18 protein-coding genes are annotated in these 19,404 nt (G+C 50.5%); 12 read left to right on the top strand and 6 right to left on the bottom strand.

What is annotated here, in order from left to right; all coding sequences use genetic code 11:
- Nucleotides 1-230, bottom strand: a 230-nt coding sequence (locus FH603_RS19925; protein ID WP_186739462.1) for an IS1 family transposase, incomplete at its 3' end; no start/stop codon positions are given.
- A gap of 155 nt (nt 231-385) precedes the next feature.
- Here FH603_RS19925 and FH603_RS19920 point away from each other — a divergent pair.
- The 8 genes from FH603_RS19920 to FH603_RS19885 all read left to right on the top strand — a co-directional run bounded on the left by FH603_RS19920 (nt 386) and on the right by FH603_RS19885 (nt 11,913).
- A complete protein-coding gene (locus tag FH603_RS19920; RefSeq protein WP_186739456.1) occupies nt 386-2,185 on the top strand; it encodes a glycoside hydrolase family 71/99 protein in 1,800 nt (599 codons plus the stop codon).
- 202 nt (nt 2,186-2,387) lie between these two features.
- Complete coding sequence (locus FH603_RS19915) at nt 2,388-4,184, top strand: beta strand repeat-containing protein (RefSeq protein WP_235985234.1); 1,797 nt, start codon at nt 2,388-2,390, stop codon at nt 4,182-4,184.
- A 1-nt stretch (nt 4,185) separates the two neighbouring features.
- Nucleotides 4,186-4,719 carry a T9SS type A sorting domain-containing protein gene (locus tag FH603_RS19910; RefSeq protein ID WP_186739455.1) on the top strand — a complete coding sequence of 178 codons (534 nt, stop codon included), beginning with the start codon at nt 4,186-4,188 and terminating at the stop codon, nt 4,717-4,719.
- 170 nt (nt 4,720-4,889) lie between these two features.
- Nucleotides 4,890-6,422 (top strand): capsule assembly Wzi family protein, encoded by a 1,533-nt coding sequence (locus tag FH603_RS19905; protein ID WP_186739454.1) that lies wholly within the window; start codon nt 4,890-4,892, stop codon nt 6,420-6,422.
- 172 nt (nt 6,423-6,594) lie between these two features.
- The gene (locus tag FH603_RS19900; RefSeq protein ID WP_186739453.1) at nt 6,595-7,974 is read left to right on the top strand and encodes a sugar transferase; all 1,380 of its coding nucleotides are present in this window, start codon (nt 6,595-6,597) and stop codon (nt 7,972-7,974) included.
- A gap of 46 nt (nt 7,975-8,020) precedes the next feature.
- Nucleotides 8,021-9,532 carry a capsule assembly Wzi family protein gene (locus tag FH603_RS19895; protein WP_186739452.1) on the top strand — a complete coding sequence of 504 codons (1,512 nt, stop codon included), beginning with the start codon at nt 8,021-8,023 and terminating at the stop codon, nt 9,530-9,532.
- Between the two features lie 124 nt (nt 9,533-9,656).
- Nucleotides 9,657-10,907 carry a serine hydrolase domain-containing protein gene (locus FH603_RS19890; RefSeq protein WP_186739451.1) on the top strand — a complete coding sequence of 417 codons (1,251 nt, stop codon included), beginning with the start codon at nt 9,657-9,659 and terminating at the stop codon, nt 10,905-10,907.
- Nucleotides 10,908-10,986: 79 nt separating this feature from the next.
- Complete coding sequence (locus tag FH603_RS19885; protein WP_186739450.1) at nt 10,987-11,913, top strand: alpha/beta hydrolase; 927 nt, start codon at nt 10,987-10,989, stop codon at nt 11,911-11,913.
- Between the two features lie 19 nt (nt 11,914-11,932).
- Here FH603_RS19885 and FH603_RS19880 read toward each other — a convergent pair whose 3' ends face one another.
- A complete protein-coding gene (locus FH603_RS19880) occupies nt 11,933-13,081 on the bottom strand; it encodes an acyltransferase family protein (RefSeq protein WP_186739449.1) in 1,149 nt (382 codons plus the stop codon).
- A 133-nt stretch (nt 13,082-13,214) separates the two neighbouring features.
- On the bottom strand, nt 13,215-13,799 hold the full coding sequence (gene purN / locus FH603_RS19875; RefSeq protein WP_186739448.1) for a phosphoribosylglycinamide formyltransferase: 585 nt from the start codon (nt 13,797-13,799) through the stop codon (nt 13,215-13,217).
- Nucleotides 13,800-14,048: 249 nt separating this feature from the next.
- Between purN and FH603_RS19870 the strand changes: the two genes are divergently transcribed.
- Genes FH603_RS19870 through FH603_RS19855 form a run of 4 tightly spaced genes read left to right on the top strand, consistent with a single transcriptional unit; the run spans nt 14,049 to nt 16,619 of the window.
- Nucleotides 14,049-14,675, top strand: coding sequence for an ABC transporter ATP-binding protein (locus FH603_RS19870; RefSeq protein WP_186739460.1), 627 nt, complete (start codon nt 14,049-14,051; stop codon nt 14,673-14,675).
- 56 nt (nt 14,676-14,731) lie between these two features.
- Nucleotides 14,732-15,457: a peptidylprolyl isomerase gene (locus FH603_RS19865; protein WP_186739447.1), complete on the top strand. Its 726-nt coding sequence runs from the start codon at nt 14,732-14,734 to the stop codon at nt 15,455-15,457.
- The gene (locus FH603_RS19860) at nt 15,454-16,362 is read left to right on the top strand and encodes an SDR family oxidoreductase (RefSeq protein ID WP_186739446.1); all 909 of its coding nucleotides are present in this window, start codon (nt 15,454-15,456) and stop codon (nt 16,360-16,362) included. Before FH603_RS19865 ends, FH603_RS19860 begins: the two co-directional genes overlap by 4 nt.
- Nucleotides 16,359-16,619: a DUF167 domain-containing protein gene (locus FH603_RS19855; RefSeq protein WP_186739445.1), complete on the top strand. Its 261-nt coding sequence runs from the start codon at nt 16,359-16,361 to the stop codon at nt 16,617-16,619. The genes FH603_RS19860 and FH603_RS19855 overlap by 4 nt, the downstream gene beginning before the upstream one ends.
- 74 nt (nt 16,620-16,693) lie before the next feature.
- Here FH603_RS19855 and FH603_RS19850 read toward each other — a convergent pair whose 3' ends face one another.
- The 3 genes from FH603_RS19850 to FH603_RS19840 all read right to left on the bottom strand — a co-directional run bounded on the left by FH603_RS19850 (nt 16,694) and on the right by FH603_RS19840 (nt 19,353).
- Nucleotides 16,694-17,494, bottom strand: coding sequence for a polyprenol monophosphomannose synthase (locus FH603_RS19850; RefSeq protein ID WP_186739444.1), 801 nt, complete (start codon nt 17,492-17,494; stop codon nt 16,694-16,696).
- A gap of 75 nt (nt 17,495-17,569) precedes the next feature.
- Nucleotides 17,570-18,943 carry a protoporphyrinogen oxidase gene (gene hemG / locus FH603_RS19845; protein WP_186739443.1) on the bottom strand — a complete coding sequence of 458 codons (1,374 nt, stop codon included), beginning with the start codon at nt 18,941-18,943 and terminating at the stop codon, nt 17,570-17,572.
- Nucleotides 18,940-19,353 (bottom strand): DUF4296 domain-containing protein, encoded by a 414-nt coding sequence (locus FH603_RS19840; protein ID WP_186739442.1) that lies wholly within the window; start codon nt 19,351-19,353, stop codon nt 18,940-18,942. The genes hemG and FH603_RS19840 overlap by 4 nt, the downstream gene beginning before the upstream one ends.
- Nucleotides 19,354-19,404: the final 51 nt, after the last annotated feature.

Raw genomic sequence — 19,404 nt, 5'->3', positions numbered from 1 at the left:
ATATTTATTTTCAGCACACGAGCGGTATCCCGAATCCCACTTCCGTTAAGGGCCATATCGATAACTCTCTCCTTGATGCCAGGTTCGTGTGCTTTGTGAGTGTACACTAGTTGGAAACTGCGCTTACAGTTTTCACATTTGTAGCGCTGATTGCCGTTGGTGCTGAGCCCTTTGCGCCGAACGGCATCTTGGTTGCCACAGTAGCGGCATGAGACGACGAGTGTTACCATGCAATAAAGACGAAGAGTCCACGGTTACGTCACGACCAGGTAAAATGTATTTGTGTCTGAAATTGGCAAAAAATAGCTCCTTTGTAAAAAAAAAGGCAAAAAAGTTATTTTAGACTAGGTATATAGGTATACTAAAATCAATTAATTGTGATGAAATGAAGTATTTATTCTTTATGTTTTGGTTTATAGCTGCTAATGTAACAGCTCAAAATTCCCTAGTGAATTACACGGAAAATTTGCCAGCTACTGATGCGTTAGGCCGAAAACTACCTATGACTGGGGCTATTAAAAAAGATCGGTATGTGGGCATTTTTTACTGGCCATGGCATTATCAATATCGGTCTACCAATAATAAACCACTCAACCTGTCTGCTTATCTAAAAGCAAACCCAACCCTGAAAAGCAATCCTAATGCCCGGGTAAGTTATGATGATCCGTCCTGGCCAACAGATAGAGTTTACTTCTGGGGAGAGCCTTTGTTTGGTTTTTATACAAGCACTGATAAATGGGTGTTACGGAAACATGCTGAAATGCTGGCTGATGCTGGGGTAGATGTAATTTTTTTCGATTGTACAAATGGGGATCAGGTCTGGAAACCAGCTTACACTGCTTTATGCGACGTGTTTCTGGAGGCTCGGAAAGACGGTGTTCGCACTCCTCAAATAGCGTTTGTAACGGCACTTGGTCCAGTCAGTGGTGGACAAAATGCTATCAATCAGCTATATGGGCAACTTTATAAACCTGGTCTTTATAAAGAGTTATGGTTTTATTGGAAAGGAAAACCATTACTGCTGAGTTATCCTGACTTGATGATAGAGGTGCCCGGCAATCCGACAGGGACACAATTACACCAGGAAATGAAAAACTTTTTTACATTTCGCCCGGTACAACCTGATTACCAGAAGGGGCCCGCTCGGCCTGATCAGTGGGGCTGGTTAGAAATTTACCCACAGCACAAGTATGTGAAACAGGATAAGGGGGGGTATGAAGAAATGCCCGTTAGCGTGGCTCAAAACTGGTCGAAGGAGCGAGGGTTGACGGCCATGAATGCGCCTAACGTTTTTGGCCGAAGCTATACCAATGCAAAAGGTCATGACAAAAGAGCGAATGCGTCTGTTTACGGTTTAAACTTTCAAGAGCAATGGGACCAAGCTTTGAAACACGATGTTGACATGATCTTTATAACGGGGTGGAATGAATGGGTAGCTGGCCGGCATCGCGAATGGGGAAAGCAGTCTAACGCGTTCCCAGATCAGTATAATTCGGACAACAGTCGTGATATTGAACCTATGAAAGGTGGTCATGGCGATAATTATTATTACCAGATGGTCGCTAATATTCGCCGTTTCAAGGGTGTACCGGGCGAACAGGCGGCTTCTCCCCGGAAGACAATTAAAATTGACGGTGTATTTAGTGATTGGAGTTCGATTAAGCCTAATTTCAAGGCACATAAGGGTAGTACGATTCACCGTGACTCCCCCGGTTTTCAGTCGTATTACTATACCAATAAATCTGGGCGAAACGATATTATTGGTACGAAGGTGGCTCGTGATGACAAGTATGTCTATCTGTACGTGACAACCGCAGAAAAAATTACCCCCCATACCAATACAAACTGGATGACACTTTTTATCGATATAGATCGGAGAAAGACAACTGGTTGGCAGGGGTATGATCTTGCTGTCAACCGGAAGCAGGTTGGGCAGACGGCAATTGTCGAAAAGAAAGTCAACGGCTCTGCTTGGAAAAAAGCGGCTATCGTTGAATATGCTTACAAAGGCACCGGTTTAGAATTACGGATTCCTCGCCAGTTGCTGGAAAACGGTCAGAAGAATCTTGATTTTGAGTTTAAGTGGTCCGATAACCGCCAAAAAGAAGAGGATATTATGGATTTTTGGGTGAATGGCGATGTTGCACCCGCGGGTCGGTATAACTACCATTATAAGGCAAATTGATAGCCATCAATTTTTTGTGTACAGAAAAGAATAGGTAGCGGCAATTTTTGTTTCTGTTTATTGGATAGGGTAACTATATTTACTGTTCGTAGATGTATTTACCCTATTTAGTTTCTTTAGGCTTTTTTTGTAAGTATGGTATTCGGGTAATTCATTATACTTGTACTCAGTATGATCGCACGTAGTATTTATAACAGAATAGATGAAAACACAATTACTCCAACTCGTCTTGTTTTCAGTGTTGACGGGATCGGCTTCGCTGGCACAGACCAATTATGTGTCTACCTCTCCATCTTCTGCCACTCCAGGCTCTGACAACACCTTGGTTGGTGTTGGGGCTGGCAACTTAAACATGAGTGGAGCCAGTAATTTGTTTATTGGACGTGGAACCGGTATTCAAAATATGGCTGGTACACAAAATGCCTTTCTGGGTGCATCGGCTGGCAGTCAGAACACATCTGGGCAGAATAATTCCTTTCTTGGTTTTGGTTCAGGCTTTAGTAACACAGCCGGTAACAGCAACACATTTTTAGGCTCCGGTACTGGTTATACAAATAGTACAGGGTTCAACAATGCGTTTGCGGGCTACAGAACTGGTTATTTTAACACCACAGGTAACAACAACGCTTTTTTCGGTACAGGTGCGGGCTATTCTAATACGCAGGGGAACGACAACACCTTCATTGGTTCGGATGCAGGTGGTGGAAATAGTACAGGAACAGGCAATACGTTCCTTGGTTCGCTTTCGGGTGCATCGAACGGAGCATCTATCCAGAATACATTTGTTGGCGCCGGTACAGGTGTAAATAGTACGGGTCAAGCAAACACTTTCATGGGTTTTCAGGCGGGGCAGACGAATACAAGTGGTGGTAGTAACGTTTTTATTGGCCGACAGGCTGGCTACCTAAATACGAGTGGTGGTAGTAACGTTTTTAATGGAGCTTTTGCTGGTTACAGTAACACAACAGGAGCGAGCAACGTATTTATCGGTGCGCAGGCAGGAGCGAATAACGCTACTGGAGGTTTTAATATGTTTATTGGTAATTCTGCAGGTGCCAATAATATATCAGGTAGCGCCAATATGGCAATTGGAGATGGGGCAGGATATAAAAACACAGGAAGTCAAAATACGTACATAGGTACCCACGCAGGTTTTAACAATCAAATCGGGGGTAATAATGTGTTTATCGGTCAGGATGTAGCTCAATCAATCACCAGCGGAAATAACAACACATTTATTGGCTGGCAGGCAAACAGCACAGGGGCTAATGCAGGGAGTCTTACCAATGCCGGGGCTATTGGCGCAAACGCTCAGGTATCTGTCTCAAATGCGCTTGTCTTGGGTAATAATGCCAATGTTGGTATTGGTACATCGGCACCAGCAGCTAAACTGGAAATTAATCAGGGGACTGCCGGGAACAGTGGACTACGCTTTACTAATCTGACATCGGGTTCGACAGCCACGGCGCTGAATCAAACAAAGTTTCTGACTGTAGATGCAGAGGGTGATGTTGTACTGGGTAGCACAGGCGGTTCAGGGCGGCTGGCGGCTGAAGAAAACAGCCTGTGGAAATCAGAAGGCGACAATCTCCAGAATACAAATACCGGCGGTGTGGTGATCGGTACCGGCGTTGATAAGACGCCCGCTGGCTACAAACTCTACGTTGCCGACGGTATACTGACTGAGAAAGTGAAGGTAGCCGTAAAAAGTACGAACGATTGGTCAGACCGGGTGTTCGACCCTGCCTACCGACTGCGTGGGTTGAAGGAGGTTGAAAGCTACATTCAGCAGAATAAGCATCTGCCGGGTGTACCTTCCGCTACGGAAGTGGTAAAAGAAGGGGTCGACGTGGGACAGATGCAGGCGAAATTGCTTGAAAAAGTAGAGGAGCTGACGCTGTACGTAATCGAACTTAAAAAGCAGAACGACGTGCTGGCGAAGAAAAGCGCTAGTCTGGAGCGTCGCATCAATAAAATTCAGGCTAAACCCCGCCGATAACATGCGACTCCTTCTAAGCTTTCTAAGCTGTTGCCTATCGGTATACAGCCTGGCACAGGTACCTAAACAGACGTTGCGTATCCAGATCAGTTACCAGAAACCGGGTCAGTATCTGGAGCAGGCGATAGAAACTATCGAAGCCGCTACTATAGTCAGCAACGCTGCAACGGTCGAGTATCGGGCGGGTCGCTCGGTGACACTGCGGCCGGGTTTCGAAGCAAAGGCGGGTAGTACGTTTACTGCAAACATCCGGCCTGTTGACGTTACTGGCGAACGCCCCCTGCAACTGGCTGCTTTCCCGAACCCGTTTGAGCATACAACAACCATTGAATACTACCTTCCCACCAGCGGAACTGTAAACTTATGGATTACCGATGCGCAGGGTAAGGTAGTTGGTCAATTGGTACAGGGAGAAAATCAGCCTGCTGGGCGGCATCAGGTCGACTGGAAGCCAGGGTCTATCTCCTCGGGTGTGTATATGCCGGTTATCGAGTCGAATCAGCAGAAGGCTGTTAGTCGGTTGATAAAGAAATAGATACTGTCTGTTAATCAGGTGGCAAGCCCGCGCTAACAGTGCGGGCTTTTGCATTTATAGCTACCTTTGCCAACCAGGCATACCCTCAGAAAATAACTTCGCTGGCAATAAAGGTGAATGAACCACATTATTAGTGTGCATCCATCTACGCCCACTACCCCCGATATTCAATGCGTATTGGCTTTTCATTACATTTTTCCTACGCATTTGTAAGCGTATTCCTTTTCTTTCTGTCGCACGGCCAATCTCAGCCGCTTCGTGTACCCAATCATTATTCGGTCGAGGTAGGTGGATTTGCTTCATCATCAGCGCAAACGCCCTTCTGGCTGCGGGCCAACCAGTACGGGATCGTCCCGAATGAGTCACCCCTCCTGACGGGACGGCTGGGTATCTACAGTGAGTATGATTCGGTAAAACGCGCTAATCCCCGCTGGCGGGGTTCTTCGTTCGATGTCGGTTACGGACTGAATATCGTTGGTAACAATACTCAGCAAGGCAACACATTTCCACTGCTGGAAGCTTATGTTAAAGTAAGACGGGGTATTTTTGAAGGCTACATCGGCCGTAGACGCGAGAAGTTTGGACTAGCCGATTCAACGCTGTCAACAGGCTCCTACGCCTGGTCGGGGAATGCGTTGCCTGTCCCTAAAATTCAGCTTTCGATTCCGGTATTCACTCCCATCGGGTTTACCAAAGGGTTTGTAGCTCTTCAGGGCACTTTCGCGCATGGGCTGTTAGACGCATCGGGGTATATCCGGAACACGATGCTACATCAAAAATCGCTGTATCTGCGATTTGGCCGGGAAACCAGTACGGTGCGACTCTATGGAGGATTCAATCACCAGGTGGTATGGGGAGGACAAGCGACTGACCCGGCTGGGATTCCGGGGGTAATTCCGGCGGGGGGTAAACTGCCGTCCAGTTTGATCGATTACTTCTATGTCGTAACTGGTGTCAACAAGGGCCGTACGGATACTACGAAATACACCTTTTTTGATCGAACTAACCGGGTAGGAAATCACCTCGGTTCCATCGATGTAGCGCTGGAGTTGGACTTGGTGCGGCATACGCTCTATATGTACCGGCAAAGTATCTTCGAAGATGGTTCGCTGGCCGCTTTGATCAACATTGCCGACGGCCTGAATGGTCTTCGTATTCGCCGGAACGATCCCAATGCGTTGGTCCGGGATATCTTATTCGAGTTTCTGAACACAACGAGTCAGGGAGGCTCACAATTTATAATTGAAGATCCTCTTTTGCGGGGTAAAGATACGTACTTCAACCACCAGCAGTACCGCGATGGGTGGGCTTACCGGCAGCATACGATTGGGACGCCTTTTATTCCGCCGGCTCTTGGCCCAAATGGGGAATATCCCTACGGAACCTTCACGGTGAATAATCGGGTAACCGTTATGCATGTTGGTTTAGCGGGCAGCTTGCCAGTGCGGGGATCTGCGTTGACAGCACCCATCGGGTACCAGGCGAAACTATCGTTCAGTAATAACCTGGGTACATACGATGTTCCGTATGTACCAGCCCGCAACCAGTTTTCGGGCTATGTAAGCGTTGTTGCTCCGCTTTCACTGTTGGGCGGATTGCAGCTAACTGGTAGTTTAGCCGTTGACAACGGGACGCTGTATCAGGACGGAATTGGTACTTTTTTAAGTCTGCGCAAAGTATGGAGATCAACGTCAACTCTGTAAGCCAGACATGGATGACTGCAAAAAACATTACACATTTATGCGTAAATTGCGCGCTGGTTCCTTGGGCCGTAAGATAATATTTAGTACTAACTCCTCATCTGGAAGCGCTACTTTAGCGTACAAATGTTTTGGGTAAACATCTGCCAACCTCCGATGAACAACCCCAACAGGCATGAGGCATCGCTATTCCATACTGTTTTTTCCACTGCACATCATTGTCGATTTTCTTAGTCTCAATGCGGCATTTTTGGGTGGATACTGGATCAAGTTTCAAACAACCGAAACTGTTTCAGCACCACCGTATGCATCGTTGTGGTGGCTTTTCAATGCAGTCTGGCTTGTCGAAATACTTATACTAAAGCCGTACATCTACCCCAGACAGCTGTTTAAGGCCAATCATTTGTTGATGAATCTGCTGGTGCTGACCACGATTCACGTTGCGGTTATTTCTATCTGCTGGGTAGCTATAAAAGGGTATTACTATTCCCGAGAGCACCTGTTGATTACTTATACCCTCTTCGTGTCGATGGCGGCAGCCGTACGGATCGGAGGATTGATTTTTCTACAGGAATACCGTGCCCGGGGGTATAATAACAGGCGGTATATAATTGTGGGGTACGGTAAGCTGGCCGATTCGATCCGGAGTTTTTATGAAGCGCATCCCGAGATGGGATTTCGGTTTTGCGGCTATTTCGATCGTCCCTCCCCCGAAAATGAAGGCTTATTGCAGGGTGATTATGCGTCGCTGGAGCCGTATATAACCCGGGAGAGCATCGATTGTATCTATTGCTGCATGCCCTACATCGACAATGACCAGATGAAAGTCATTACCGACCGGGCGGAATCGATGGATTACCAGGTCAAGCTACTGGTCGACTTCCGGGGGTTTATGGCCCGGGGTGCATCGGTCGAGTACCACGATTTTTTGCCGGTACTCAATCTTTCGTCCCAGATGCTGGCCGACTTCCGGGTCAATACCCTCAAGCGGGCCTTCGACATCGTTTTTTCGCTGGGTGTACTCATCCTGGGCTTCCCTATCTTTTTGATACTTGGCCTGATCACCCGTCTAACGTCGTCTGGTCCGGTCCTGTATGCGCAGGAGCGGGTTGGTCGTGATGGCAAGATCTTCAGTATCTATAAATTCCGCAGTATGTATACAGATGCTGAGAAGTCTGGTCCTGTGCTTTCTGGCGGTCTTCTCGATAGTCGTATTACGCCCTGGGGCCGGTTTATGCGTCAAACGCGCCTGGATGAACTACCGCAGTTTGTCAACGTGCTGAAAGGCGATATGTCAGTGGTGGGGCCGCGTCCGGAACGGCAGTATTTTATTGACAAAATCGTTGAGATTGCCCCTGAATACCAGTCGCTTCTGAAAGTGAAACCTGGTATTACGTCGATTGGGCAAATTAAATTCGGGTATGCCGCTACCATCGAGGAGATGGTACAGCGGCTTCGATATGACTTACTGTACCCTGACCGCCGATCGTTTCTGTTCGATATGTGGATTATTGCCCAAACACTTCGGGTGATGGCACAGGGCCGTGGTAAATAGGTTTTAAGGGGGCGTCGCCAAAGACGCCTACCGTTTTCCCTACTCTATGCGATTTTCGTTTGTGCGGGCTTGCAGCCTGTTGTTGATCAGTGGTATCTGGACGTGTGTGAATGGGCAACGGGTTAGTCAGTACCACCTGGAAGCAGGTGGTATGGCCTCATCATCGCAAACGCCTTTTTGGCTACGGGCCAACCAGTACGGGACAGTACCCTTGGAAACACCCTTTGGCCGACTTAATGCGGGTATCTATACGGATTATCGACTGGCTGACAGCAGTGGTTCACGTCCGCTGATTGATTGGGGATATGGGGCAAATGTCATCGTCAACGCCGGACCTTCTAGCCAGTTTCTGTTACCTGAAGCCTACGTAAAGGGTCGTCTGGGTGCTTTTGAACTTTACGCCGGGCGACGCCGTGAAATTATCGGACTAGTCGACACGCTACTGACTACGGGCGCTTACGTCTGGTCGGGCAATGCATTACCAATTCCCAAAGTTCAGTTTGGTCTGCCGAACTTCACGCCTATTCCGTTTACAAAGGGCATCCTGTCGGTCATGGGGGTTATCTCCCACGGGTGGTTCGAAAATAGCGATCGGCTGATAAAAGGGTCTTATCTCCATCAAAAGTATGCATATGGCCGTCTGGGAAAACCTACCTGGCCGTTCCGATTGTACGCCGGGTTTAACCACAACGTAATCTGGGCTGGTTCGGCTGCTCCGGGTGTATTGAGTCCAAATGTGGCTGTAGATGGTAAATTACCGTCTACACTCAGGTATTTTCCAGCCGTGGTTTTTGGCACAAGAGGAACGCCAATTGATCAGGTCGTTACTTCTTTCGAAGATAACCGGATTGGTAACCACCTCGGGTCGGTTGATATTGCGGCCGATGTGAACATTGGCAGCTGGAATGCATATGTGTACCGGCAATTCGTTTACGATGATGGCTCATTATTTTACGGAACAAACCTCGATGATGGGCTTAATGGGCTGCGACTTAAAAACCGGAATCGACCCACTGGGACTGCTTTCTTCTTGCGCCAGATTACGCTGGAATACCTATTTACGGGTAGCCAGGGTGGAGATGAGTTCGTAATCGATAATGATAAACGACGGGGAAGGGATAACTACTTCAATCACAGTCAGTTTGTTGATGGATGGGTCTATTTCGGACGTACGATAGGCACCCCATTTCTGGCACCCCAGCGCGAACTTCGACCGGACCTGCCCAATGGAGGTGTCGGTATTGCCAACAACCGGGTAAGCGCGTTCCATCTGGGCCTGAGCGGATTGCTGTTCGACAAAGTAGATCTGACAACGCGCCTGTCGATAAGCAAAAACGCAGGTACCTATCCCGTCCCCTACCTGGAATTGCCCATGCAGTTTTCGGGTATACTAACGGCGTCGGTACCGTTGAACTGGCTCGGAGGTGTCTCCCTGAACGGCTCGGTTGCTATCGATGCCGGTGGCTTACTGCACAACAGCGTTGGGGGGTACCTGGGATTACGCAAGAACGGGTTACTGAGCGGTCGATCCACGAGTCCTCAATCGGCAGAGCGATAGTAGCGCCGGTGGGCCACTACCAAAGTTTTTCCTCAATTTGTGTAGAGCGCGGTAGCAGCCTGCTAACAATCCTTACTTTTGTGGAAGCAGATTTATATAACAAGTGTACAATCGGTGCGTGCGAATGGTGAGGATGAACAAATTCTGGTCCTGGTTAAATGTATCGTTGCTGCTGATTGGTGGCCTTTCGTGCGGGCAGGATGCCCAGCAAAAACTCAATCAGTCGACGCGGGCGCTGCGTAATTGTGCTGATGAACAGCGCCTTAGCCCTAATGAACAGGCCAGTCTTCGCAAACAGATCAATGCCGATGAGAAGACCCGGCAGATCGAGCAGATTTTCAAACAGAAGGTGCGGGAGGGCTTCAATGGTAACATCCTGGTAGCCCAGAAAGGCATGATCCTGTATAAAAACTGCAATGGTCTGGGCCACTTCGAACGGAGTCAGCGGGATACCCTGGTCGAAGATTCTAAATTTCAGCTGGCTTCTCTTTCCAAGACGTTTACGGCAGTTGGTACCCTCAAACTCATCGAAGTAGGTAAACTAAGCTTCGAGGATAGTATTCAAAAGTTTTATCCCGATTTTCCGTACCATGGCATTACTATCCGCGAGTTGTTGAGCCACCGCAGTGGTTTACCTAATTATGCCTATGCTTTTGACGATAGCATGAAGGTAAACTTCTATAAAAAGGAGAAGCCGTACCCGTCGAATGCTATGATCATGCATTGGTTTGCTACCGTGAAACCAACGCCCCCCCGGTACAACGTGCCAGGTCGGGGATTTAGCTACAGCAATACCAACTACATGGTGTTGGCGTCGATCATCGAAAAAGTGACCGGACAGAGCTACGAAGCCTTTATCCACAAGACGATCTTTGAGCCACTTGGTATGCACCAGACCTTTGTGGCTACCTCGAAGAATGACTCCCTGAATTACCACCGCACCGCAGGCTACCAATGGAACCGTCGTATTCCGAAAGATTACTACGACGATGTAGTAGGCGATAAGGGCATCTACTCAACTACGGGTGATTTGTTTCGCTGGTACCGCGCTCTGAACGGGGACTGCCTGCTCCAGAAGAAATCACTCGCGGAAGCCTTCCTTCCCCGAAGCTTTGAGAAAAAAGGTGCCAAAAACTACGGGTATGGCTTCAGGATGATGCTGGACGACCTCAACAAACCTGAATACATCTACCACTCCGGCTGGTGGAAAGGCTACAATACCATGTTCTGGTTCAGCCCCAAAGATGAATACGTAATAATCATGCTGGGCAACCGCTACAACAAAACTGTTTACCGGGTCAAGGAACTGATCGACGTGCTGAACAGTGGCTCCCCAAAAACCGAGACTACCGATGACGTGGAAGCGGAAATATGAGTAGAGCCGGCCAGCTGGTCGGCTTTTTCTTTTTTACATCGGTTCCCTCATCGTTTATCGGCCTGAACGGGCTTTTTTTATGCGTACCCTATTCCTGGCCGCTTTATTTACTACTGTGCTCACATCACCCATTTATTCACAGGAAGTCATCCGGCTATGGCCCGATGGTGCTATTCCAAACGCCATTGCCGGTGCTCAGTTGACCGAAAAATCGGAGGTGGGCGATGGGATATTACGCATTAGTAACGTGTCGGTACCAACTATTACCGCTTACCTGCCCGCAACGGGTAAAGGCACGGGAGCCGCGGTAATGATCTGCCCGGGTGGAGGCTACTCCATATTGGCGTCCGGGCATGAAGGGGAAGACGTTGCCCGCTGGTTCAATGAAATGGGAGTTGCGGCATTTGTACTGAAATACCGCCTGCCCGACGATCGGATCATGACCAATCAGCATGAGGTACCGCTCATGGACGCCATGCAGGGCATGAAACTGATTCGGCAGAATGCCAGCCGACTCGGGGTCGATCCACGAAAGGTAGGCGTTATGGGCTTCTCGGCGGGTGGTCACCTGGCGTCTACGCTGGCTACGCATTTTAACCGGGGGTCGCAGGCCAGCGATAACGGTGCACAGGTACGGCCCGATTTTGCCATTCTGCTTTACCCTGTCGTGACCTTTGGCGATAAGGCACATGGCGGCTCACGGGATAAACTGCTGGGTAAACTGAAAACCTCGCCCGACATGATCACCTATTACTCGAACGAACTACAGGTGACCAGCCAGACGCCCCCAACGTTTCTGGTGCATTCAGAAGACGACAAAGCGGTGCCGGTCGAGAACAGCATAAACTATTACCTGGCCTGTCTGAAAAATGGGGTATCGGCCGAGATGCACCTGTACCCCACAGGTGGGCATGGCTACGGCTTACGCACGGCTAAGTTTGGATCGCTGACCACCTGGCCCGAAACCTGTAAGGCGTGGTTGACGGGGTTAGGAGCGGTGAAGTAGCGCTCCCGTCCCCTCTTGGTCAAACCCGCATGAATACCTTTTTCTTGTAAAGAAAGTACAGGAATAACCATTTCACCGCCAGGAAGCCCAACACGGCCCCTATTGCCTGAACGGGTTTGCTAAAGATATGGAGCAGCCCGCCAAACAGGTAGTGCGACGCATATTCGAAGTTGATGACTTCACCTGCCAGATAGATCAGGATGGAGTTCATGCCGATGACAACGAAGAAGAAGGTCCACCAGCGCCAGTTCATCATGTCGATGATCCAGTAGAACAGCGACAGCGCGATTAGGCTCCAGCCACCTGCCACCAGCACGAACGAACTCGTCCACAGGTTTTTGTTGACGGGCAAAACCAGATTCCAGACCCAGCCCAGCGCAACACAGGTAACGCCCGCCAGGGCTAGTTGACGAAGTTTACGGGCATCACTGATGTTTTTGTGGCGCAGCACCGTTCCCGCAAACACGCCCAGTAGGCCCGTTGCTATCGCTGGTAATGTCGACAGTAATCCCTCCGGGTCATGAACGACTTTGTAGAGACGACCCGGCATGACCAATCGGTCGATGTAACCAACCAGACTACCTTCCATGGTCAGGTTTCCTGCACCGAAGCCCGGTACGGGAACCAGCATCAACAGCGCCCAGTAACCCAGGAGAATTCCGGCAAAGACAGCATAACGCGCCCGCTCGTTACGAACATAGACGTAAATAAGCTGGGCAAACATGCCCGCCAGACCAATTCGGGCCAGTACGCTGGGAAACCGCATCTCATCGAGCGATTTCGTAAACAAGCCATTGTTATAAATAATACCCAGCAACACCAGCACCAGACCACGCGTAATGATTTTACGAACCATAGCGCCCCGGTCATCACCGCGCTCAAGCCGGCTACCAAGGGAGTAGGGCGTCGACACACCAGCCAGAAACAGAAACAACGGGAAAATACAGTCGTAGGGCCGAAAGCCATTCCAGTCGACATGCGTGAACTGGTCGGCCATAAAAATGGCCCAGGCCCAGCCAGTGGTTTTAGCCAGAACATGGAAAATTTCTTCCCCGCCGATAATCCAGAACATATCGAAGCCCCGCAAGGCATCGAGAGAAAGCAGGCGCCGGACGGGTGCGGGCTGGGCAAGCGCCGGTTCGGGCGTTGAAACGGTAGAAGACTGCATGTGTGTTGGGTTTGGAAACGCAGGCGTAGGAGAGTAGGGCGCGAAAGGGCCTGTTAGCCGTACCACTAACCGTGCGCTACGCTCTGACAAGTATACGCAAAAAAAGCAGACCCCTGAGTCAAAAAAAACTGGCTTACAACCGGCCTAGTACGTCGGCCACAATCCGGGGATAATGAGCGTGTTCCAGCGCCTGTACGCTGTGGGCTACATCGTCGGGGGTGTCGGTGGGCAGAACAGGACAGGAAGCCTGAAAAATGATCTGTCCCTCGTCGTAGTGTTCGTTGACGAAATGAATGGTAATGCCCGATTCGGTTTCTCCGGCAGCGACAACAGCTTCGTGAACGAAATGACCGTACATGCCTTTGCCGCCAAATTTGGGCAGGAGCGCGGGGTGGATATTGACAATCCGGTTAGGGAAAGCCCGAACAAGACCGGCAGGCATGAGCCACATGAACCCGGCCAGAACGATGAGGTCGATGCGCTGCTGTTGCAAAACCTCCGTAATCCGGTCGGTATCGTAAAACGTCGTTCGGTCGAAAAGCAGGACGGGAACGTGTAATCCGCTGTTAAAACCGCGTCGGGACCGATCAATGACGCCCGCTTTAGGGTTGTTGGTAAGAAGCATCGATACCGTTACGTCGGCGTTTTCAGCAAAGTAGGTAGCTATTTTCTCGGCGTTGGAACCAGAACCAGAGGCAAACAGAGCGATGCGTTTCAAATGTCAATCAGTTAGAGAGTTAATTAGTTGGTCAGTTGGTCAGTTGGTGAGTCGGTCAGTTGGTGAGTCGGTCAGTTGGTCAGTTGGTCAGTCAGGAACGAACTGTTCAACCCACCGACTGTTCAACTCACTAACTGACTGACTCACCAACTGACTGACTGTCCAACTGACTGACTGTCCAACTGACACACTGTTAAAGGGGCAAAATTACAACTTTTGCCTATTTTTGTGGGTAGTCAACCCAAGCCGATGCTGGTAACCAATCAACTCACGTTCGAATACGGCCCTCAAAAACAGTTCACGTTTCCCGACGTTACTTGCGCCGACCGGGAGGCATTGCTGATTCTGGGCCGCTCCGGAACCGGTAAAACCACGTTTCTGCATCTATTGGCGCTCTTGCTTCGGCCCAAAACTGGCGCCGTAACCGTCAATCAAACCGATCTGACTACGCTGAGCCCCGCCCAAACAGCGGCTTTCCGGGCCCGGCACGTTGGTCTGGTCTACCAGAAACCCCATTTCGTCAGTTCCCTGTCGGTGCTCGACAATCTGTTGCTGGCGAATTACCTGGCCAATAAACCGCAGAACAAGGAACGGGCGCGTGAACTGGCCGAACAACTGGGCTTTCGGGAACAGCTGGCTAAAAAAACGCACCAGCTCAGCCAGGGGGAGCAGCAGCGTGTTAGTATTGCCCGCGCAGTTATGAACCAGCCCGATGTCATTCTCGCCGATGAGCCAACCTCCAGTCTCGATGATGAAAATACCAACCGGGTCGTAGCACTCCTGCGTCAGCAATCCGAGCAGATCGGAGCCAGCCTGATTGTGGTTACCCATGATCAGCGACTAAAAGATGTATTCAAAAATCGAGTAAACCTTTAAGCGACCTGCTTCAGGTCATAGACCTTGACTCGCTCCAGCGCCTTTAACTGCCCCCGATGACTATACGTGTCCTACTTCTGCTGTTGCTGCTGCCGGTTCTGGCTATCGCTCAAAACCGGAAAAAGAAAGATTATCTGGTTACTGTCAACACGCCTTATGGCCCAATGCGGCTGGTACTGTATGACCAGACACCGAAACATAAAGAAAACTTCATCAAATTAGTCGACAAGAAGTTTTACGATAGCCTTCTGTTCCATCGCGTTATCCCTGGTTTTATGGTTCAGGGGGGCGACCCTAATTCACGTAAAGCCCCTGCGGGCGAACCGCTGGGGAATGGGGATATTGGATACCGGATCCCGGCCGAAATCTTGCCTGAGCTATTTCATAAAAAAGGCGTACTGGCGGCTGCCCGTGATAATAACCCGGAAAAAGCGTCGAGCGGATGCCAGTTCTACGTGGTACAGGGGCGCGTCTGGCCAGATGATGAACTACAGAAGCAAGTTGAGCGGAGCCAAACACGGACAGCTGGCCGGGTCTTTACCAACGAACAGAAACAGGTATATAAAACGCTTGGTGGCAGTCCGCACCTCGATGGAAGCTATACCGTTTTTGGCGAAGTCATCGACGGGCTGGCTATCGTGGATAGTATTGCCAAACAGCCGCGCGACCCGCAGGATCGTCCAAAACAGGATGTTCGGATGACCGTGACCGGCGAATGGGTCAAAAAGAAGAAAATTACCAAGCAGTATAAATTTCGGTACCTTCCAAATCAACGCGCATGAAAACGATCTTATTAACCGGAGCTAATGGATTACTTGGCCAGAAATTAGTGGGTTTGCTGACCAAACAGGCTGGTGTGAACCTGGTTGCCACGGCGCGGGGCGACAATCGTTTACCGTATGCCGATGGGTACACCTACCATCCCATGGACATCACGAACCACCAGCAGGTGATGGACGTGATCAGCGAGACGCGGCCAGATGTTGTTATCCACACGGCTGCCATGACAGATGTGGATAAGTGTGAAGTACAGAAAGATGATTGCTGGGCACAAAACGTTCAGGCTGTTGAATCACTGGTCGAGGCCTGCCACGCTGTGGGTGCTTTTCTGCTGCATGTCTCTACCGACTTTATCTTCGATGGTACCGCGGGCCCCTATGACGAAACTGCCGAAGGAAATCCTGTCAGCTTCTACGGCTGGAGCAAGTACGCGGCCGAAAAAGTCGTTAGCAATGCCAACATACGCTGGGCCATTGCCCGGACAGTGCTTGTCTATGGTATTGCCCACGATATGAGCCGGAGCAATATCATCCTGTGGGTGAAAAAGTCGCTTGAGGATGGGAAAAACATCAAGGTGGTTACCGACCAATGGCGCAGTCCAACCCTGGCCGAAGATCTGGCCATGGGCTGTTACCTGATTGCCGATCAGGAGGCTGAAGGTATCTTTAATATTTCGGGGAAGGAAGTGCTGACGCCTTACGACATGGCGATCAAAACAGCCGATTATTTTGGGTTGGACAAGTCGCTGATTGCCCAGGCTGATGCGTCGACCTTTACGCAGGTGGCCCGCCGTCCTCCACGTACGGGATTTACCCTCGATAAAGCACGTACGGTGCTGGGCTACGATCCACACACATTCGAGGAAGGGATTGCGGTGCTGGCAGGTCAGCTCACGCAGCCTGCATGACCCTATACGTGAAAGTGAAACCCGGTAGCAAGGCCGATCTGTTGTTTTACGACGCAGCCGGGAAGCTCACTGTTAAAATTCGCGCACCGGCTCAGGATGGGAAAGCCAACGCGTATCTGATGGCGTTTCTGGCCGCAACATTCGGTATTGCCAAATCAAGCGTAACGATTGTAACGGGTTTTACCAATGCGCACAAACGAATCGAGGTCGACGCCGATGAGGCTGCTATAGAGACATTTCTAAACACATTGCGCTAATACGCCAGTCGGGGTGGCCAGTTGATCGTGACGTCATCGTCTGATCAACCGGTCACCCCGACTGGCGTATCAGCTTATAGAGCGTTTACTGGCTCCTGTGCCTTCTGGGCTGCTTCCTTACGCGGGATATAGTGCCGGAAAAAGCTGCTGATCTTCATCTGGAGCACGCCAAATACCGCTTCCTTGAAAATCTTGGATGACATTTTAGAGACGCCCCTTGTCCGGTCGGTGAAAATGATCGGTACTTCGGCAATGCGAAAACCGTATTTCCAGCACGTAAACTTCATCTCGATCTGAAAGGCGTATCCTACGAATTTGATCGGGTTGTGCAGAATGACTTCCAGCACGTCGGCCCGGTAGCAGACGAAGCCCGCTGTAGGATCCATAATCGACATGCCGGTGATAAAGCGGACATACACACCCGCGAAATATGACATCAGCACCCGCCCCATCGGCCAGTTGACTACATTAACCCCTTTGATGTAACGAGACCCTACGGCTACGTCGGCTCTGGTGGGCTTTTCGGTGGAGCAGGCGTAATAAAGCTTGATGAGGTCTTCGGGATTGTGGGAGAAGTCGGCGTCCATCTCGAAGAGGTACTGGTACCCCCGCGAAAGCGCCCATTTGAATCCGTCGATATAGGCCGTTCCCAGCCCTAATTTTCCCCGGCGTTCCAGCAGGTGAAGGCGTCGGGTAGGGGCGCTGGTCGGAAATTCATCCTGAAGATCGCGGACACGCTGAGCCGTGCCATCGGGTGAGCCATCGTCTACAATGAGCACGTCGAATGACTCCGGCAAGCTAAACACCTTACGGATAATGGCTTCGATGTTCTCGATTTCATTATATGTTGGAATAACGACCAAACGTTCTTTCACAGCCTGTCGAATAAGTTAGTAAGAGGGGGATATCAATAGAACACAAAATATCCTGTTTCTTGTGCAAGAGGTGTATTAAAAATTGTTAATTAACGACCCTGATGCCAGCTTCCCGGCCAGGGTACGTGCTTTTCCCATACAATCGGATAAGGATATTCCGCCATACCAGTTGGCACACACCAGCAGGTTATCGGCCCTGACTGCTTCGACCTGCTCTTTGACGGCTACAATGCGCTCCGTGTACTGCGGGATGGCCCGTTCCCACCGATAGATGCCCCGAAAGGTAGGCTGCGAAGCACTGATGCCAAACGCATCGGCCAGTTCCTGATGCACGGTACGGAAAATGACCTCGTCGGGCTGGTGGGCTTTTTCCTGATTTATATCGTGAGCACCACCCACAAACGTCGTGAACAGGACTTCGTCGGTGGGGCATCGATCGTCGAACGTCGAACTGCTCCAGATATGACCGGCGGCAAAGCGCCCTTCCCGCCTGGGATTTAACCCACCGAAGCCATTGAGTGGATGAGTGACGTCGGCCCGTTTGTAAGCCGAATGAACGGCTGTCATAGCGGGATAATCAACCTGACGCAATGCATCGGCGAAAGCCCTGTAGCGACCCTTCAGGTCTGGCGAGCTTACCAGACGGGCAGCCGCATCGGTGCCAACGGCCAGTATAAGGTGATCGACCGTTTGTGTGCCGGTTCGGCTGTTTACCCGCCAGCTGCCATCGTCGGCGCGACTGATTTGGCTAACAGGGTCATTCATCGACAGGTGGGTTAGGTGGCCCGCCAGCGCATCCGGCAGCATTTGCATACCATTGCGGAAGCTGAACGACTGCCGCCGACCGGCCTTCGACTGGTTTTTGATGAACCCCCGCAACACCGAGCCGTATTCCCGTTCGTAGTTCAGCAGCATCGGAAATGTTTCAGACACCAGCAGCTGTTCAGGATCACCGGCATAGATACCCGCCACGAAAGGAGCCAGCGCATAATCGACGATCTCATCGGAGAACCGGCGTCGGAAAAATTGCGCCAGTGTTTCCCCCTCGAATGAGGTGGTTTTGTTGCTGCGTTCCCGGAGGATCGCCAGCTTGGTTTTCCAACTGAAAAAATTGCCGAACAGCAGCGATAAGGGTCCGGACGGCAATTCCCGATACTGGCCATTGCGAAAGATGTAACGCGCTTTGCTAACCGGTTTGCTAAACGACAGGCTGGGCGTTAACCCCAGCTTGTCGAGCCACAGCAGCAGATCGGCGTCACCAAGAAGGGAGTTAGGCCCCTGTTCGCGCAGGTAGGTCCCGCTGCCGTTGGCCGCTGGCTCGCGCTGGGAATGGATATAACCACCCGGCTCGGCAGAAGCCTCCCACAGGTGATAGTCGATGCCGCGCTGCTGGAGTTCATACGCCAGGGTAAGTCCCGAAATACCTGCGCCGATAATACCTATTTTCATGAGCGGGCGGGCTTTTTGGTGGGTGCCTGCTTTTTGGTGTGTATCTGCTTTTGCTGATCATCCACTTTCTTCTTCAGATTGTCGATGATCTGCTTATAGATTGTTTCCATCTGGCGTGGGTGTGAGGAGTAATAAATGTAGCTCTTGGTGTAGGTGCTGGTATCGACTTTCATTTTCTTGAAGACCTGGTTTTCCATTCGTTTGTAAACGATGTTCGACGAATCGGATGAGCCCAGCCCCATCCGGCTGACCCGCGCTTCGATCAGGTGAATCTCGGTCAGGATGTTCGCCATCTGGGTTTCTGGCATCAGATTGTCGGGCCTGGCATCTTCCGGGGCAGCACAGGCCCCCAAAAGCCAGCTAATGAGCAGCAGGTTGCAGAGGCAGGTAAGAAATCGATTCCGGTGCATAGGGTTAAAATGGTAGCTTTGTAAGCTGATCCCACTGGTCAAAGTTCGGGG

The organism is Spirosoma utsteinense, assembly GCF_014282275.1.
Taxonomy (GTDB): Bacteria; Bacteroidota; Bacteroidia; order Cytophagales; family Spirosomataceae; genus Spirosoma; species Spirosoma utsteinense.
Note: the sequence above shows the minus strand (reverse complement) of the source record. Positions and strands in the feature narration are given on the sequence as shown.

Excerpts from the sequence above, each read along its gene's own strand:
- FH603_RS19920 (WP_186739456.1), top strand. The coding sequence starts at position 386 with ATGAAGTATTTATTCTTTATGTTTTGGTTTATAGCTGCTAATGTAACA.
- FH603_RS19915 (WP_235985234.1), top strand. The coding sequence starts at position 2,388 with ATGAAAACACAATTACTCCAACTCGTCTTGTTTTCAGTGTTGACGGGA.
- FH603_RS19910 (WP_186739455.1), top strand. The coding sequence starts at position 4,186 with ATGCGACTCCTTCTAAGCTTTCTAAGCTGTTGCCTATCGGTATACAGC.
- FH603_RS19905 (WP_186739454.1), top strand. The coding sequence starts at position 4,890 with ATGCGTATTGGCTTTTCATTACATTTTTCCTACGCATTTGTAAGCGTA.
- FH603_RS19900 (WP_186739453.1), top strand. The coding sequence starts at position 6,595 with ATGAGGCATCGCTATTCCATACTGTTTTTTCCACTGCACATCATTGTC.
- FH603_RS19895 (WP_186739452.1), top strand. The coding sequence starts at position 8,021 with ATGCGATTTTCGTTTGTGCGGGCTTGCAGCCTGTTGTTGATCAGTGGT.
- FH603_RS19890 (WP_186739451.1), top strand. The coding sequence starts at position 9,657 with ATGGTGAGGATGAACAAATTCTGGTCCTGGTTAAATGTATCGTTGCTG.
- FH603_RS19885 (WP_186739450.1), top strand. The coding sequence starts at position 10,987 with ATGCGTACCCTATTCCTGGCCGCTTTATTTACTACTGTGCTCACATCA.
- FH603_RS19880 (WP_186739449.1), bottom strand. The coding sequence starts at position 13,081 with ATGCAGTCTTCTACCGTTTCAACGCCCGAACCGGCGCTTGCCCAGCCC.
- FH603_RS19870 (WP_186739460.1), top strand. The coding sequence starts at position 14,049 with ATGCTGGTAACCAATCAACTCACGTTCGAATACGGCCCTCAAAAACAG.
- FH603_RS19865 (WP_186739447.1), top strand. The coding sequence starts at position 14,732 with ATGACTATACGTGTCCTACTTCTGCTGTTGCTGCTGCCGGTTCTGGCT.
- FH603_RS19860 (WP_186739446.1), top strand. The coding sequence starts at position 15,454 with ATGAAAACGATCTTATTAACCGGAGCTAATGGATTACTTGGCCAGAAA.
- FH603_RS19855 (WP_186739445.1), top strand. The coding sequence starts at position 16,359 with ATGACCCTATACGTGAAAGTGAAACCCGGTAGCAAGGCCGATCTGTTG.
- hemG (WP_186739443.1), bottom strand. The coding sequence starts at position 18,943 with ATGAAAATAGGTATTATCGGCGCAGGTATTTCGGGACTTACCCTGGCG.
- FH603_RS19840 (WP_186739442.1), bottom strand. The coding sequence starts at position 19,353 with ATGCACCGGAATCGATTTCTTACCTGCCTCTGCAACCTGCTGCTCATT.